The following is a 14,295-nucleotide window of genomic DNA, read 5'->3' as shown; positions in this document are numbered from 1 at the left end:
CCGGGTCGGCGTCGATAACGGGGGTCAGGAGCCCCAGCCCCCGCGCGCCGCCGAGCGCGAGCCGAAGCCGCTGCGCTGGGTTGCCCGGGGGCTCGAGGTGGTCATGCGGTTGCGGTAGGCCCGTTCCTGGTTGGAGATGTTCTGCTCCATGCGCGCCTGCCGGCTCAGGGTACGGCTACTGGCGCCGACCACCGCGGCGTCCCAGTCGCCACGATTGCCACGGTCGCGGTAGACCGGCTCCTGATAGACCTGCTGCAGGGTGCGGCCCCGGCTGGTGTTGGACATCATGTTGCCGACCATGTAGCCCATCATCGCCGGCATGAACCAGCCGCCGCCCTGCTGGCCGGTGGCCGCCGGCTGGGGAGGCGCCTCGCAGCTCCCCTCGCCGAAGCGGGCCTCGCACGCCTCCAGGGAGGTAAAACGGGGAGCCGCCTCGAGGGCAAGGCGGTAGGCATCCTCGCAGGTGGAACGGGTATAGACATCGGCCGCCACGCACTCATCGACGCTCCGATAGGCCTGCTCGCCCTCGAAGTCGACACCGACCACCCGCTCGCGCTCGTCCTGCGGATTCGGCGCCTGGCCACAGGCGCTCAGGGTGACGGAGGCGACGCCCATGGCGGCAAGAACCAGGCGCTGACTGCGCTTGCGCCGGGGGCGTGCCATCGGCGGTTGCTGTACTTCACTCATGGATTTCGGCTCTCGCTTACCAGGACATGGAGGCGGCATTCAACAGGCCGACGGCAATGGACACCGAGGCCACCAGGATGCCGAAGGCCTGGTGATCCTCGGTGATGTGTTGCGCCAGGCTCTCGCCGCTGCGACGCAGCACCAGCTTGATGGTGAAGAAGGTCGCCAGTTGCACGATGAAGGCGACCACGCCCCACAGCACGAAATCGAGCAGGCTGACCGAATGGCTCATGGCGCTGTACAGCGGAATCACGAAACCGAGGATCGAGCCGCCATAGGCGATGGAGGCCGCGGTATTGCCCTTGCGGATCAGCGACCACTCATGGTGCGGCGTCAGCTTGCTGTAGCAGATCATGAAGGTGACCAGCAGCAGCACCGCGATGCCCAGGTAGAGGAAGAAGAGCGGCAATCCCTGCAGATAGAGGGCAAGACGAGACATGGCGTGAGGTTCCTTTTCGCATGTGAGGGGCCCGATCAGGCGCGGATGGCATCGATATCCACCCAGGAGAGATCGATGCCCAGGTTCTCCACCAGCATGAAGCCGCCGTCGTGGTCGTCTTCGGCGCTGAGGAAGAGGTACTCCCGCAAGGGAGCGTCGGTCACGGAGCGCTCGTAGAGCATTCCATAATGGGTCACGGGGCGCCGGCCCGGGCGCTCCCGGGACACCACCGTCTCGTGCAGCATCACCGGCGGCGTCCAGGCCTGCCCCGGCTCCCCCCAGACCCGCGTGAACTCGAAGGTCGTGCCGGTATCGGCCCTCAGCGCATGGCGCTCGGCCCCCAGGGCATGGGCCTGGCTTCCGGCGGCGGGGGCATTGATCAGGCGATCGAATTCGCGATCGGCCAGGTGCGTCACGGCGAAGAAGTCGAACAGCTTGATCTCGGCCAGTGCCCCGCCCTCGAGGCTGAGCTGGAGGAAGGTGTCGTTGTCGAGGTAGAAGCGGCAGAGGTGGGCGTCGCCGCCCAGGTCGATATGTCCGATGGCGGCGATGGCATGGTAGCTGGGCGTTGCTTCCCAGCGAAACACCAGGCGATCGTGATAGGCCCGATGGGCGAGCAGGTCGATGCGGACACGCCCCCCCAGGCGCAGCTCGCCCAGGGCCTCGGCCCCCGCCAGCCCGGAGAAGAGCGGGTCCACTTCCGCCGGCTCGTTGACGGCCCGGTCCTCGGCACCGAGCCACCGCCTGAGGACGCCTAGCATGGGGCCACCTCCCGGGGTGCCGCCAGGGCCCCGATCAGCTCGGCCAGTTGCTCCTGGGAGAGCCGCGAGGGCCCCATGTAGTAGAGCACATCGCCTTCGCAGACCGGGGTCCGGGACGGCGGATTGAGGATCTGATGACCATTGCCCCCGGCCTTGCACAGCCCCAGCAGGGTGATATCGGCACGCTGCTTGGCGACGACCAGCAGGTCCCCGTAGCAGGGACGCGCGCCGTCTCCAGCGGGTACCGTCTGCTGGAATTGGGTCGCGCCGTGGTCGAGGGCCAGCAGCTCGTTGACGACCCGGCTGATGCCCTTGTCCATGGCCGAGCGCACCAGCATCTCGATGGAGAGCCCCTGGGTGCACTCGATGCCCGGCAGGGCATCGCGCAGCATCGCCGCGGTGGCCCGATTATCGCAGTGGGCCACCACATGACAGCCCGGGTGCTTGAGCCGATAGACCGAGAGGGCGATGGTGGCGACCCGCTCGTCCGCATAGTCGTAGATGATCACCCGATCCGCTCCCCTCACCCCGGCGCGCTCCAGTAGCTGGGGGCTGGAGAAGCTCTCGCCGCGCACGAACTTCACCCGCCCGGGCAGCGGGTTCTCCATCTCGTTGACGACGCAGAGCACGATCTCGTTGGAGAACTGGGTGTCCTTGAGCAGGATATCGACCATGGCTTCGGTGGGCTCGCCGTGCCAGCCGATGATCAGGGTGTGCCCCTCGAGGTTGCCGTAATTACCCTTGCCGCACATGGCACGTCTCCAGTGTTCGGCCACGAAGGTAGCCGCCTTGCCGATGAAAGAGGCAAACAGCATGATCGAACCGGGAATCAACCAGAGGGCGGCGATCAGCTGTCCCCCCTCGGTGGTCGGCGAATAATCGCCATAACCCACCGTGGTGGCCGTGGTGACATAGAAGTAGAGCCAGCGCGTGGCCTGAGTGGCCACCGACTCCCCGGCCAGGAAGAACAGCAGCCAGGCACTGGCGCCATGCAGCAGCACCAGGACCATCAGCACCGGCCACGACAGCGTCAGCGCCGCGGCCTGAAGGCGCTGGTAAAGCCGTATGAGAAACATGCCCTCGCTCCTTGAACGGGCGGGCCCGCGACACGGCGGGCGCGGGTCGATCAGGGCGTCTCGTCACTCTTGGCCGGGGTCTCCCCCGCCGGCTGGCGCAGCCTGGCCAGGATATCCTCGGCCTGGCTGGGCCGGGCGCCGATGCCGGCCGCCTTGAGGCGTGCCTCGAGGGAGGCGCCGCTCTGCTCGTCATGGAGCTGCTCGGCCGCCTGCATCTGGGCGCTGCGTAGCTGCTGGCGCTCCTTGATGCGCTCCAGCGACTCCATGGCGGTATGCATGCGCGAGGTCTGCCCCGAGTGCTGGGCCGCCACCGCGGACTGGGCCTTCTGCACGCTATCGGTCGCCTTGACCACGGAGACCTGCTGCTTGAGCTGGCGTACCTTGTTCTCCGAATCACGGATGGCCGCCCGCAAGGACGCGATGCTCTCGTCGAACTGGGCGACGATGGTGGTCTCGGCCTCCAGCTCGCCTTGCAGCTCGACCAGGCGTTCCGCCACCTCGAGGGCCAGCCCCTCCTCGCCCTTGGCGAGGGCGGCACTGGCACTGGCCTCGAGTTCGGCGTGCTTGGCTTCGAGCTCGCCGGCCTTGTTGGCATTGAGCTGACGCTTGGCCATCACCTCGGTCAGGTGGTGCTTGGACTGCCGCAGCGCGGCCTCGGCGTCGCGGATTTCCTGATCGAGAATTCGCATGGCCTGGGAATCGACGACGGCCTGACCGGTCTCACTGGCACCGCCGCGCAGCGCGGTCAGCAATTTTCCGAAGATAGACATGGGCAACGTCCTTGTTTCGCGGCGGCGGAATTACCGCAACTCATCCTGAAGCAGCTCGGCGGCCTGGAGGGCGGCACCGGCGGTGGCATGAAGCTCGGAGCAGATCGACGCCGGCTTCGATTCGGCGAACAGCTGGCCATAGGCCACGTAATAGTCCTGGCCATTGATCTCGGTCAGGCCGATGGAGGCCAGGGGAATCGCCATGCCCAGCCGCAAGGCCATGGCATTGAAGCGCTCCGGGGAAGCCACCGCGGCCAGCGGGGCGATGGGCGCCATCACGACCCACTGTTCGCTCTGGCGGGTAATCGTCATGGAGAGCGAGGAATAGTCGTCCAGGGACATGGCGATGGCATGGTTGCGCATGTCCAGCTCGAAATCCCCCAGGGGCCAGGCAAGCCCTCCCTCCAGAGGGAGTCGCTCGGGACGGGTCAAAATCTCGAAAAGCTCGGCAATCGAGAGCCCGGATTCCTGCGTATCGTTTGGCGCCATCGTTTCTCTCTTCCTTGATGTGAAGGGGAACCACTGGACGATGGCGATACCTCCCACGACCACCGGGACGGTGGAGAGGTCAAGGCGGGGTATCGACATCCTTGTCGGGCCATTGTTTGCCCAACACTGACAAATAATGGCCAATCCCCTGGGCCCTCACCGGCATTGCCGATGCCCTAGGCCCAGAAAATGGCGAAGAAGAATATTCTAAATTAATAGATAAAGACAACCCCCAGGCAGAGCGGCCCGGCAGGACACAAAAAAGCCCCCGGCGGGTGCCGGGGGCCAATGCGTCCGTTGGAAACGTCATGCCTCAGGGAGAAAGGCCTTACCAGCTGCTGTCATCCTCCTCCTCGTCTTCCCAGTCGTCCCAGGGGGTCTCCTCCTCTTCTTCCTCGTACTCGTAGGTCTCATGGGGCTGGCCTTCCGGCTCGGGCATCGGTTCGGCCTCCTGGGCCTCGCCCGGCATCGGTTCGGTGCCGCCGCCGAAGCCGGCATCATCCTGGCCGCCATAGGCGTCCTGGGGCTCGCCGCCCATGGGCTCCTGCTGCTGGCCATGCTCCTGGTACTGCTGCTGGGCCGGATCCTGCTGGGGTTCCTGCTCGAAGGCGAAGGCCAATGGGCTGGCCATCAGGCCGAAGGAAACACCGAGAATACCGACTTGCTTGAGTGCCTTCTTGGAGAGCATCACTACCTCCTTGATGGGTTGCACGTCTTGCGGGGTGTGGGAGAAACCAGGGCCTGGGCCCCGTGGCGAAAGCGCCATTCATCGGGAGGGCCTAGAAGCCCTCGTCGTCGAAACCTTCCTCATCGAAACCGTCGTCATACTCCGGCATCGGTTCCTGGCTGCTCATGGGATCCGCCTCCATGGCGGGGTCCTGCATGCCGGGATCCTGGGCCGACTCCATGGGCTCGGGCTGCTCCATGGCCGGTTCTTCCATGGGCGGCAGGTCGTCATCGTTGCCGCAGCCGGCCAGGGCCAGGGAGCCCAGCGAGAGGGCGGCGATGGCCGCCAGGGCCTTGAGTTTGCGGGCGGGGTGACCTTTCATGCCCATCCTCCTGATATTCGTGGGTGGCACCTAACCCATAGCAGCGGCTATGCCAGCTCATGCCATAAAAATAAAAACAACTTTAAAATCATAAAGATAAAAACACCAAAGCATGCCGGGTCCGCGTCGCTCCAGGCGCCGGCGACCCCGTCCGGGGTGGGGAAAAATGACACATGGGTCAGGGAGAGACGGTGGCCAGGCGCCACAGGAGATCGCCAGGACGGCAACAGACAGCGCGGAAACAGGCGCGGCGCCCGAAGGCGCCGCGTAAGGCAGGTAAGCCGAGACCGACTGAGGGGATTAACGCAATCCCGGCAGCAGATAGCGCTCCAGGGCCTGGCGCACCGAGGGCAGCATCACATCGGTCTGTTCGCTGAGTTCGCGCACCAGGTCCTGGAGGCCGGGCACGCCCACCTCCACATGCTTGAGTAGCGCCATGCGCGCACAGGTCTCGGGGCAGGCCCCCTCGGGGATGCGAATCCCCAGGGCCACCAGGCGATGGCGGAAGTCGTCGCCATCGATCAGGTCGGCGATCATCATGGGTTGGCCCTCCTTAGTGGGAAAAGTCGTGGGGCAAAGGGCGGGGCAGGACCGGCCGGGGCCGGTCCTGCCCGCCGATCAGGCCGCCTCCGCCGGGCTCAGGCGACAGGCCGCATACTTGAACTCCGGAATCTTCCCATAGGGGTCGAGGGCCGGGTTGGTCAGCAGGTTGGCCGCGGCCTCCCCGTAGCAGAAGGGCACGAAGACCATGCCCTCCGGCATCGCCGGGTCGACCCGCGCCCTGAGGGTGATCGCCCCCCGTCGGGTGGTGATGGTCAGCGCATCCCCCGGGGCCAGCCCCAGCCGTTGCAGCTCGGCGGGGGCCAGGCTGGCCACCGCCTCCGGCTCCAGGTCGTCGAGGACGGTGGCACGGCGGGTCATGGAGCCGGTGTGCCAGTGCTCCAGCTGACGCCCGGTGGTCAGCACCGTGGGGAAGGCATCGTCCACCGGCTCATCCGGCGGCAGCGGCCGGGTGGGCGAGAATTTCGCCCGTCCGCTGGCGGTGGGGAAGGCGTCGGAGAAGACCACGTCCGCCCCCGGGGCGTCGTCCGCCGGGCAGGGGTAGGTCACCGACTGCTCCCGCTCCAGGCGCTCCCAGGAGATATGATCCAGGGACGGCATGCCGCGCTTCATCTCGGCGAAGACGTCCCGCGGGTGCTGGTAGTTCCAGTCCAGGCCGAAGCGCTTGGCGATCTCCTGGATGATCCACCAGTCCGGCTTGGCCTGGCCCGGCAGCGGCAGGGCCGCGCGGCCCAGCTGCACCTGGCGGTTGGTGTTGGTAACGCTGCCGTCCTTCTCCGGCCAGGCGGAGGCGGGCAGGATGACGTCGGCGAACTGGGCGGTCTCGGTGACGAAGAGGTCCTGCACCACCAGGTGCTCGAGCTCGCCGAGCGCCTGGCGGGCGTGCTCCAGGTCCGGGTCGGACATCGCCGGGTTCTCGCCCTGGATATACATGCCCTTGATGGTACCGGCATGGATGGCGTCCATGATCTCCACCACGGTGAGGCCCGGCTCCGGGTCCAGGGGCGTGTTCCACAGCTCCTCGAAGGCGGCGCGTACCTGGTCGTCGCTGACCGGCTGATAGTCCGGCATCACCATGGGGATCAGGCCCGCATCGGAGGCGCCCTGGACGTTGTTCTGGCCGCGCAGCGGGTGCAGGCCGGTGCCGGGGCGCCCGGTCTGGCCGCAGGCCAGGGCCAGGGAGATCAGGCAGCGGGCGTTGTCGGTGCCGTGAGTATGCTGGGAAATACCCATGCCCCAGAAGATCATCGCCCGCTCGGCGGTGGCGTAGAGCCGCGCCACCTCGCGGATGGTCTCCGGCTCGACGCCGCACAGGCCGCTCATCGCCTCGGGGGTCATGTCCACCACATGAGCCTCGAGGGCCTCGAAGCCCTCGGTGTGCTGGGCGATATAGGCCTCGTCGTAGAGCCCCTCGGTGACGACCACGTTGAGCATGGCGTTGAACAGCGCCACGTCGGCCCCCGGCGAGAAGCGCACGCTCAGATGGGCGTAGGCGTCGAGGGCCTGGCCGCGGGGATCGAGGATCAGGATCTTGGTGCCGCGCTTGGCGGCCTGCTTGAAGAAGGTCGCCGCCACCGGGTGGTTCACCGCCGGGTTGCAGCCGGTGAGGATCACCACGTCGGCCTCGCTGGCCTGCATGAAGGAGGCAGTCACGGCGCCGGAGCCGATGCACTCCATCAGCGCCGCCACCGAACTGGCGTGGCACAGCCGGGTGCAGTGGTCCACATGGTTGGAGCCGAAGCCGGTGCGCACCAGCTTCTGGAACAGCCAGGCCTCCTCGTTGGAGCACTTGGCGCTGCCGAAGCCGGCCAGCGCCGCCGGGCCGTGGGCCGCCTTGAGGTCGACGAGCCCCCGGGCGGCGACGTCCAGGGCCTCCTCCCAGCTCGCCTCGCGGAAGTGAGTCAAGGGGTTCACCGGATCGAAGGCCGGATCGATGCCCTTGGCCACCCCGGGCTTGCGGATCAGCGGCGTGGTGAGCCGCGAGGGGTGGCGCGGGTAGTCGTAGCCGAAGCGCCCCTTGACGCACAGGCGGTTCGCGTTGGAGGGGCCGTCGCGCCCCTCGACGAAGAGGATCTCGTCGTCCTTGATATGGTAGGTCAGCTGGCAGCCCACCCCGCAGTAGGGGCACACCGAGTCGACCTGGCGATCGGCCACCGCGGAGTCGCCATGGCCCGCCTGATCGATCAGGGTGGCCGGCATCAGAGCGCCGGTGGGACAGGCCTGGACGCACTCGCCGCAGGCCACGCAGGTGCTGTCGCCCATGGGGTCGTCGAAGTCGAAGACGATCTTCGCCGCCGAGCCACGGTGGGCCAGGCCGATGACGTCGTTGACCTGGACCTCGCGACAAGCGCGCACGCAGAGGTTGCACTCGATGCAGGCGTCGAGATTGACGCGCATGGCGGAGTGGCTGGCATCCTGGGTTAATGAGCCCTCACGGGGGGCCACATGATGCACCACGCCCTCCCGGCGGGTCGGCAGTTGGCTGCGCACCGCCGTGGCGTCGATGGCCAGCTGGTCGGCCATGGCCCAGAAGTGGCTGGACCGGTCGGGGCCGTCGTCGCGCTCCGGCTGGTCGACCAGCAGCAGCTCCATCACCCCTTCCCGGGCGGTACGCGCCCGCTCGGAACTGGCGCTCCTGACCACCAGGCCCGGGGCCGCCTCGCGCAAGCAGCTGGCGGCCAGGGCGCGCTCGCCCTCGATCTCCACCATGCAGGCGCGACAGTTGCCATCGGCGCGGTAGCCGCTGGCGTCCTTGAAGCAGAGGTGGGGAATGGTCTCGCCGGCGCGCTTGGCCACCTGCCAGAGGGTCTCGCCCCGGTAAGCGCTCACTTCCACGCCATCCAGCGTCAGGGTAAAGCTTTCGTTTGAGCTCGGTTCGGTCATGCTCATTCTCCCTTACCCCTTGACGATCACGTTCTGGGCGGCGAGTTCACCGCGGAAATCCTTGAGTAGCCCCAGCACCGGATTGGGGGCCGCCTGGCCGAGGCCACAGATGGAGGCGTCCATCATCACCTGCGACAAGCGGGTCAGGACTTCGGCGTCCCATTCGTCGCCCTCGAGCAGGGTCAGCATCTTCTCGGTGCCCACCCGGCAGGGGGTGCACTGACCGCAGGACTCGTCGGCGAAGAAGGCCAGCAGGTTGGTGGCCACGGCGCGCAGGTCGTCCTGGTCGGAGAGCACCATCACCGCCGCCGAGCCGATGAAACAGCCGTGCTCCTGGAGGGTGTCGAAGTCCAGGGGAATGTCCGCCTTGGACGCCGGCAAAATGCCCCCGGAGGCGCCGCCGGGCAGGTAGGCGGCCAGGCGATGGCCCTCGGCCATGCCACCGCAGTGCTCCTCGATCAGCTCATTGAGGGTGATGCCCGCCGGGGCCAGGTAGACCCCGGGACGCTTGACCCGGCCGGAGACCGAGAAGCTGCGCAGCCCCATCCGACCGTGGCGGCCCTGGCTCGAGAAGGCCTCGGCGCCACGCTGCCAGATCAGCGGGATCCAGTAGACGGTCTCCACGTTGTTGACCAGGGTGGGCCGGTCGAAGAGGCCCTTCTGGGCGACGAAGGGAGGACGGTGGCGGGGCTTGCCCGGCTTGCCCTCCAGGGACTCGATCATCGCCGACTCCTCGCCGCAGATATAGGCGCCAGCACCGCGACGCACCACGATATACCCCGGCGCCACCAGCCTGGCGGCCTCGAGTTCGGCGATCGCCTCGGCGAGCACGGCGTGCAGGCCCGGGTATTCGTCGCGCAGGTAGATATAGAGGGCCTCGGCCTCCACCGCCCAGGCGCTGACCAGGGCCCCTTCCAGGAAGCGGTGCGGGGCCCGCTCCAGGTAGTAGCGATCCTTGAAGGTGCCGGGCTCGCCCTCGTCGGCGTTGATGGCGCAGTAGCGCGGCCCCGCTTCCTGACGCACGAAGTGCCACTTCTTGAAGGTCGGGAAGCCGGCGCCGCCCAGGCCGCGCAGGTTGGCCTGCTGCATGGCCTCCATCAGCGCCTCCACCGTCACCTCGCCGTCGTGGCAGGCCTGCAGCAGCTCGAAGCCGCCCTCGCAGCGGTAGGCCTCGAGGCGCTGCCAGTCGATGGCCTCGGGGTGGGTCTCGTCGGCCTCGATGGCCGCCCGGACCCGGGCCGCATCGGCCCGGCCCAGGTGGCGATGCCCCACCTCCACCACCGGCGCCGTGTCGCAGCGCCCCATGCAGGGCGCCCGCAGCACCCGCACCGCCTCGGCATCCAGGCCCGCTTCCAGCTCCGCGCGCAGCGCCTCGGCGCCGGCCAGCTGGCAGGAGAGCGAGTCGCAGACACGGATGGTCAGTGCCGGCGGCGCCACCTGGTCGTCATGCACCACGTCGAAGTGGGCATAGAAGGTGGCGGTCTCGTAGACCGCCGCCATGGGCAGGTTCATGTAGGTGGCCAGGGCGCGCAGGTCCGCCAGGGCGAGATGGCCCCGGGCGTCCTGGATGACGTGCAGGTGTTCGATCAACAGGTCGCGGCGGCGCAGCGCGGCATCCCGGCGCTCGTCGCCCAGCAGTTCACGCAATCCCTCGAGACGAGCGGGATCGAGCTCTCGTCCGCGGGGCTTGCCGCGGAAGCGGCGCTTGGGGGTCACGGTCTGGACGGTCATTGGGCACTCGTTATTGTCTTGATCGGCGTCTTACCGAATGTTGGCACTCCCCCCGCGGGCTGACAACGGCCGATTGGGCCGCCCATGGAAGCATAGGCATGTGGATGTCGCCCTCAGCTAGGGTGGGCCGAAGAATCAACGACGACGGCGCCCCGTAGGGCGCCGTCGAGGGCCGCAAAAAGAGCGGGATTAAGCGGCGACGCTACCGTGGGGGTCGATACCCCGGACTAGCTCGCCGCAAGCGGCTTCCTAAGCTAGGCGGCGACGCTACCGTGGGGGTCGATCACAAACTTCTTGGCGGCACCGCCATCGAAGTCGGCATAGCCCTGGGGCGCCTGGTCCAGGGTGATCATCTGGACGTTGACCGCATCGGCGATCTTGACCTTCTCGAAGAGGATCGCCTGCATCAGCGGCCGGTGATACTTCATCACCGGGCACTGGCCGGTGTGGAAGCTGTGGGACTTGGCCCAGCCGAGACCGAAGCGCATGCTCAGGGCGCCCTGCTTGGCGGCGTCGTCGGCCGCGCCCGGGTCTTCGGTCACGTAGAGGCCGGGAATGCCGATCTGGCCACCGGCGCGGGTCAGTGACATGGCCGAGTTGAGCACGGTGGCGGGCGCCTCCTTGCCATGGTTGCAGCCGCAGGCGTGGGCCTCGAAGCCGACGCAGTCGACGAAGGCATCGACCTCGCGCTCGCCGAGGATCTCCTCGAGCTTGTCGGCCATGTCGCCGTCCTGGGTCAGGTCGATGGTCTCGCAGCCGAAGCTGCGGGCCTGGGCCAGACGATCCTCGATCATGTCACCGACGATCACGCAGGCCGCCCCCAGCAGCTGGGCGGAGACCGCCGCGGCCAGGCCCACCGGACCGGCCCCGGCGATATAGACGGTGGAGCCCGGGCCGACGCCGGCGGTGACGCAGCCGTGGAAGCCGGTGGGGAAGATATCGGAGAGCAGGGTCAGGTCCTTGATCTTCTCCATGGCCTGATCGGCATCCGGGAACTTCAGCAGGTTGAAGTCCGCATAGGGCACCATGACGTACTCGGTCTGGCCGCCGACCCAGCCGCCCATGTCCACGTAACCGTAGGCGGCACCGGGGCGCGCCGGGTTGACGTTGAGGCAGATGCCGGTCTTGCCTTCCTTGCAGTTGCGGCAGCGGCCGCAGGCGATATTGAAGGGCACCGAGACCAGGTCGCCCGGCCGGATGAATTCGACGTCGCGACCGCACTCGACCACCAGGCCGGTGATCTCGTGGCCCAGCACCAGGCCGGAAGGCGCGGTGGTACGGCCGCGCACCATGTGCTGGTCGCTGCCGCAGATATTGGTGGTGACCACCTTGAGGATCACGCCGTGGTCGCACTTGCGATTGCCGATGGCGAGTTCCGGATAGGGGATGGATTCGACGGCGACTTCGCCCGGACCCTTGTAGACGACGCCGCGGTTGGCTGCATTCATGGCTGGCTTCCTTCGCGTTATTGTGTGTCTGGAGGCGGAGGCGGAAGCTCCGCCCTACGACCTTAGCCACTCGAGACCACCCCAACGGTTGTCAATGCGCCGTCACCGTATCTGATCGAGACACGCCCCTTTTCCGGACTCCACGGGATAGCCGGAGGTCGCTTTCACGACACCCTCGTTGTCGCCCAACCCCAAGAATGCGAGGGCACCCCGGGCTCGCCCGGGGGCAAGGTGACAATAACAACGAGGGCTTTCCATGAAGCAAGACGATGCGCCGGTCTTGACCCCCGGCCAAGACAATACACAAATCATGGGGCTGGACTTTCACAACCCCGTCTTTCCCCTCTCCGCCCTGGCCATCCTGGCCTTTATCCTCTACGCACTGGTCTATCCCGATGCCGCCAACAGCCAACTGGGCGCCGCCCGCGGCTGGTCCATCGAGCATTTCGACTGGCTGTTCATGATCGCGGGCAACTTCTTCGTGCTCTTCTGCCTGGCATTGATCGTGCTGCCCCTGGGCAGGATTCGCCTCGGTGGCGCCCAGGCCAGGCCGGAATATTCCCGGCTCTCCTGGTTCGCGATGCTGTTCGCCGCGGGCATGGGCATCGGCCTGATGTTCTGGAGCGTGGCGGAGCCGGTGGCCTACTACACCGACTGGTACGGCACCCCGCTCAACGCCGCCGCCGGCACCGCCGAGGGCGCCAGCGCCGCCATGGGCGCCACCATGTTCCACTGGGGCCTGCACCCCTGGGCGATCTACGGCGTGGTGGGCCTGTCGCTGGCCTTCTTCGCCTATAACCGCGGCCTGCCGCTGACACTGCGTTCCGCCTTCACGCCGCTGCTGGGCCGTCATACCCGGGGCTGGATCGGCCATACCATCGATATCGTCGCGGTGCTGGCGACCATCTTCGGCCTGGCCACCTCGCTGGGCTTCGGCGCCTCCCAGGCCGCCGGCGGCCTGGCCTATCTGTTCAATATCCCCAACACCCTGGGCACCCAGATCGCGATTATCGTGCTGGTCACCGTGGTGGCACTGTTCTCCGTGTGGCGCGGCATCGACGGCGGCGTGAAGCTCTTTTCCAACATCAATATGGTGATCGCCCTGGCCCTGCTGCTGTTCGTGGTGATCACCGGCGGCACCCTGATGTTCGTCAACGGCCTGGTCTCCACCACCCTGGATTACGTGACCCATATCGTACCGCTCTCCAACTGGATCGGCCGCGAGGACACCACCTGGTACCACGGCTGGACCGTCTTCTACTGGGCCTGGTGGATCTCCTGGTCGCCCTTCGTCGGGATGTTCATCGCCCGCGTTTCCCGCGGACGTACCGTGCGGGAATTCCTCACCGCGGTGCTGCTGGTACCGACCCTGGTGACCATCGTCTGGATGAGCGCCTTCGGCGGTAACGCCCTGAGCCAGTCGGCGGCCGGCGTCGGCGAACTGGCCAATGGCATCGGCGACGTCTCCCTGGCAATGTTCCATATGCTCGAGCAACTGCCGCTGACCACCCTCACCTCCTCCCTGGCGATCCTGCTGGTGTTGATCTTCTTCATCACCTCGTCGGATTCCGGCTCCCTGGTGATCGATAACATCACCGCCGGCGGCAAGACCGATGCGCCGCGCAGCCAGCGGGTCTTCTGGGCCACCCTGGAAGGGGTGATCGCCGGGGTCTTGCTCTACGGCGGCGGCAGCACGGCGCTCAGCGCCCTCCAGGCGGGCGCCGTGGCCACCGGCCTGCCCTTCACCCTGGTCCTGCTGGTGATGTGTTTCAGCCTGGCCCTGGGGCTCCACCAGGAGCAGCGCAAGCAGCGCCTGGCCGCGGCCTGACGGGCCTCGTAGCAGCGTCCACGCAGCCTGCCAGGGGGTTAACGTTGGTTAACCCCCTGGCATTCCCTGTATAAAGCGTCACAATATTAGGGCGTCATGGCGCTAACGAGATCATCAACAAGAGGCCGCCATGGGCCCAGCCTGGAGGGCAACGATGTATAACAAGATCATGGTACCGGTGGACCTGGCCCACCTCGATCCGTTGGCCAAGGCGCTCGAGGTCGCTGCCGATCTGGCCAGGCATTACCGTGCCGAGGTGTGCTATGCCGGCGTCACCGCCACGGCACCCAGCCCCCTCGCTCATACTCCGCAGGAGTACCAACAAAAGCTTGATGCCTTCTCCAAACAGCAAGCCGCCGAGCATGGCCAACCGGTCAGTGCCCGCGTGGTAATCAGTCATGACCCCGCCGCCGACCTGGACGCCGTCCTGGTCAAGGCCATCGAGGAATCCGGCGTCGACCTGGTGGTGATGGGAACCCATCTGCCACGTCACCTGGGTATTTTGATGCCGTCACATGGCGGTAAGGTCGCAACTCATACCGATGCATCTATCCTTTTGGTGCGTCCGTAAGC

At 67.0% G+C, this 14,295-nt stretch carries 14 protein-coding genes; 2 read left to right on the top strand and 12 right to left on the bottom strand.

The window, feature by feature from the left end; all coding sequences use genetic code 11:
• Positions 1 to 24: 24 nt before the first annotated feature.
• The 12 genes from IHD13_RS14060 to fdhA form a co-directional block, all read right to left on the bottom strand.
• The gene (locus tag IHD13_RS14060; RefSeq protein WP_230086328.1) at positions 25 to 687 is read right to left on the bottom strand and encodes a DUF1190 domain-containing protein; all 663 of its coding nucleotides are present in this window, start codon (positions 685 to 687) and stop codon (positions 25 to 27) included.
• 16 nt (positions 688 to 703) lie between these two features.
• Complete coding sequence (locus IHD13_RS14055) at positions 704 to 1,126, bottom strand: DUF350 domain-containing protein (RefSeq protein WP_195861667.1); 423 nt, start codon at positions 1,124 to 1,126, stop codon at positions 704 to 706.
• A gap of 35 nt (positions 1,127 to 1,161) precedes the next feature.
• Entirely contained in the window at positions 1,162 to 1,887 is a 726-nt protein-coding gene (locus tag IHD13_RS14050) for a DUF2491 family protein (RefSeq protein WP_195861666.1), read from the bottom strand.
• Complete coding sequence (locus tag IHD13_RS14045) at positions 1,881 to 2,963, bottom strand: potassium channel protein (protein WP_195861665.1); 1,083 nt, start codon at positions 2,961 to 2,963, stop codon at positions 1,881 to 1,883. Before IHD13_RS14045 ends, IHD13_RS14050 begins: the two co-directional genes overlap by 7 nt.
• A gap of 50 nt (positions 2,964 to 3,013) precedes the next feature.
• Positions 3,014 to 3,733, bottom strand: coding sequence for a PspA/IM30 family protein (locus IHD13_RS14040; protein WP_195861664.1), 720 nt, complete (start codon positions 3,731 to 3,733; stop codon positions 3,014 to 3,016).
• Between the two features lie 30 nt (positions 3,734 to 3,763).
• A complete protein-coding gene (locus IHD13_RS14035; RefSeq protein WP_195861663.1) occupies positions 3,764 to 4,222 on the bottom strand; it encodes a DUF2170 family protein in 459 nt (152 codons plus the stop codon).
• A 328-nt stretch (positions 4,223 to 4,550) separates the two neighbouring features.
• Entirely contained in the window at positions 4,551 to 4,910 is a 360-nt protein-coding gene (locus IHD13_RS14030; protein ID WP_195861662.1) for a hypothetical protein, read from the bottom strand.
• 91 nt (positions 4,911 to 5,001) lie between these two features.
• Entirely contained in the window at positions 5,002 to 5,271 is a 270-nt protein-coding gene (locus IHD13_RS14025; RefSeq protein WP_195861661.1) for a hypothetical protein, read from the bottom strand.
• A gap of 300 nt (positions 5,272 to 5,571) precedes the next feature.
• On the bottom strand, positions 5,572 to 5,811 hold the full coding sequence (locus tag IHD13_RS14020) for a hypothetical protein (RefSeq protein ID WP_195861660.1): 240 nt from the start codon (positions 5,809 to 5,811) through the stop codon (positions 5,572 to 5,574).
• A gap of 78 nt (positions 5,812 to 5,889) precedes the next feature.
• Positions 5,890 to 8,715 carry a formate dehydrogenase subunit alpha gene (gene fdhF / locus IHD13_RS14015; RefSeq protein WP_195861659.1) on the bottom strand — a complete coding sequence of 942 codons (2,826 nt, stop codon included), beginning with the start codon at positions 8,713 to 8,715 and terminating at the stop codon, positions 5,890 to 5,892.
• A gap of 12 nt (positions 8,716 to 8,727) precedes the next feature.
• On the bottom strand, positions 8,728 to 10,446 hold the full coding sequence (locus IHD13_RS14010; protein WP_195861658.1) for an NADH-ubiquinone oxidoreductase-F iron-sulfur binding region domain-containing protein: 1,719 nt from the start codon (positions 10,444 to 10,446) through the stop codon (positions 8,728 to 8,730).
• A 254-nt stretch (positions 10,447 to 10,700) separates the two neighbouring features.
• The gene (fdhA, locus tag IHD13_RS14005) at positions 10,701 to 11,894 is read right to left on the bottom strand and encodes a formaldehyde dehydrogenase, glutathione-independent (RefSeq protein WP_195861657.1); all 1,194 of its coding nucleotides are present in this window, start codon (positions 11,892 to 11,894) and stop codon (positions 10,701 to 10,703) included.
• 256 nt (positions 11,895 to 12,150) lie between these two features.
• Here fdhA and IHD13_RS14000 point away from each other — a divergent pair, with 256 nt between their 5' ends.
• A complete protein-coding gene (locus IHD13_RS14000; RefSeq protein WP_195861656.1) occupies positions 12,151 to 13,722 on the top strand; it encodes a BCCT family transporter in 1,572 nt (523 codons plus the stop codon).
• 154 nt (positions 13,723 to 13,876) lie between these two features.
• Positions 13,877 to 14,293 (top strand): universal stress protein, encoded by a 417-nt coding sequence (locus IHD13_RS13995; protein ID WP_195861655.1) that lies wholly within the window; start codon positions 13,877 to 13,879, stop codon positions 14,291 to 14,293.
• Positions 14,294 to 14,295: the final 2 nt, after the last annotated feature.

Source organism: Halomonas sp. 328 (genome assembly GCF_015645095.1).
Classification (GTDB): domain Bacteria; phylum Pseudomonadota; class Gammaproteobacteria; order Pseudomonadales; family Halomonadaceae; genus Bisbaumannia.
This window is presented reverse-complemented; position numbering and strand designations above follow the sequence as displayed.

Bases quoted from the DNA above. Each gene is read 5' to 3' on its own strand.
- IHD13_RS14060 (WP_230086328.1), bottom strand. From the start codon at position 687: ATGAGTGAAGTACAGCAACCGCCGATGGCACGCCCCCGGCGCAAGCGC.
- IHD13_RS14055 (WP_195861667.1), bottom strand. From the start codon at position 1,126: ATGTCTCGTCTTGCCCTCTATCTGCAGGGATTGCCGCTCTTCTTCCTC.
- IHD13_RS14050 (WP_195861666.1), bottom strand. From the start codon at position 1,887: ATGCTAGGCGTCCTCAGGCGGTGGCTCGGTGCCGAGGACCGGGCCGTC.
- IHD13_RS14045 (WP_195861665.1), bottom strand. From the start codon at position 2,963: ATGTTTCTCATACGGCTTTACCAGCGCCTTCAGGCCGCGGCGCTGACG.
- IHD13_RS14040 (WP_195861664.1), bottom strand. From the start codon at position 3,733: ATGTCTATCTTCGGAAAATTGCTGACCGCGCTGCGCGGCGGTGCCAGT.
- IHD13_RS14035 (WP_195861663.1), bottom strand. From the start codon at position 4,222: ATGGCGCCAAACGATACGCAGGAATCCGGGCTCTCGATTGCCGAGCTT.
- IHD13_RS14030 (WP_195861662.1), bottom strand. From the start codon at position 4,910: ATGCTCTCCAAGAAGGCACTCAAGCAAGTCGGTATTCTCGGTGTTTCC.
- IHD13_RS14025 (WP_195861661.1), bottom strand. From the start codon at position 5,271: ATGAAAGGTCACCCCGCCCGCAAACTCAAGGCCCTGGCGGCCATCGCC.
- IHD13_RS14020 (WP_195861660.1), bottom strand. From the start codon at position 5,811: ATGATGATCGCCGACCTGATCGATGGCGACGACTTCCGCCATCGCCTG.
- fdhF (WP_195861659.1), bottom strand. From the start codon at position 8,715: ATGACCGAACCGAGCTCAAACGAAAGCTTTACCCTGACGCTGGATGGC.
- IHD13_RS14010 (WP_195861658.1), bottom strand. From the start codon at position 10,446: ATGACCGTCCAGACCGTGACCCCCAAGCGCCGCTTCCGCGGCAAGCCC.
- fdhA (WP_195861657.1), bottom strand. From the start codon at position 11,894: ATGAATGCAGCCAACCGCGGCGTCGTCTACAAGGGTCCGGGCGAAGTC.
- IHD13_RS14000 (WP_195861656.1), top strand. From the start codon at position 12,151: ATGAAGCAAGACGATGCGCCGGTCTTGACCCCCGGCCAAGACAATACA.
- IHD13_RS13995 (WP_195861655.1), top strand. From the start codon at position 13,877: ATGTATAACAAGATCATGGTACCGGTGGACCTGGCCCACCTCGATCCG.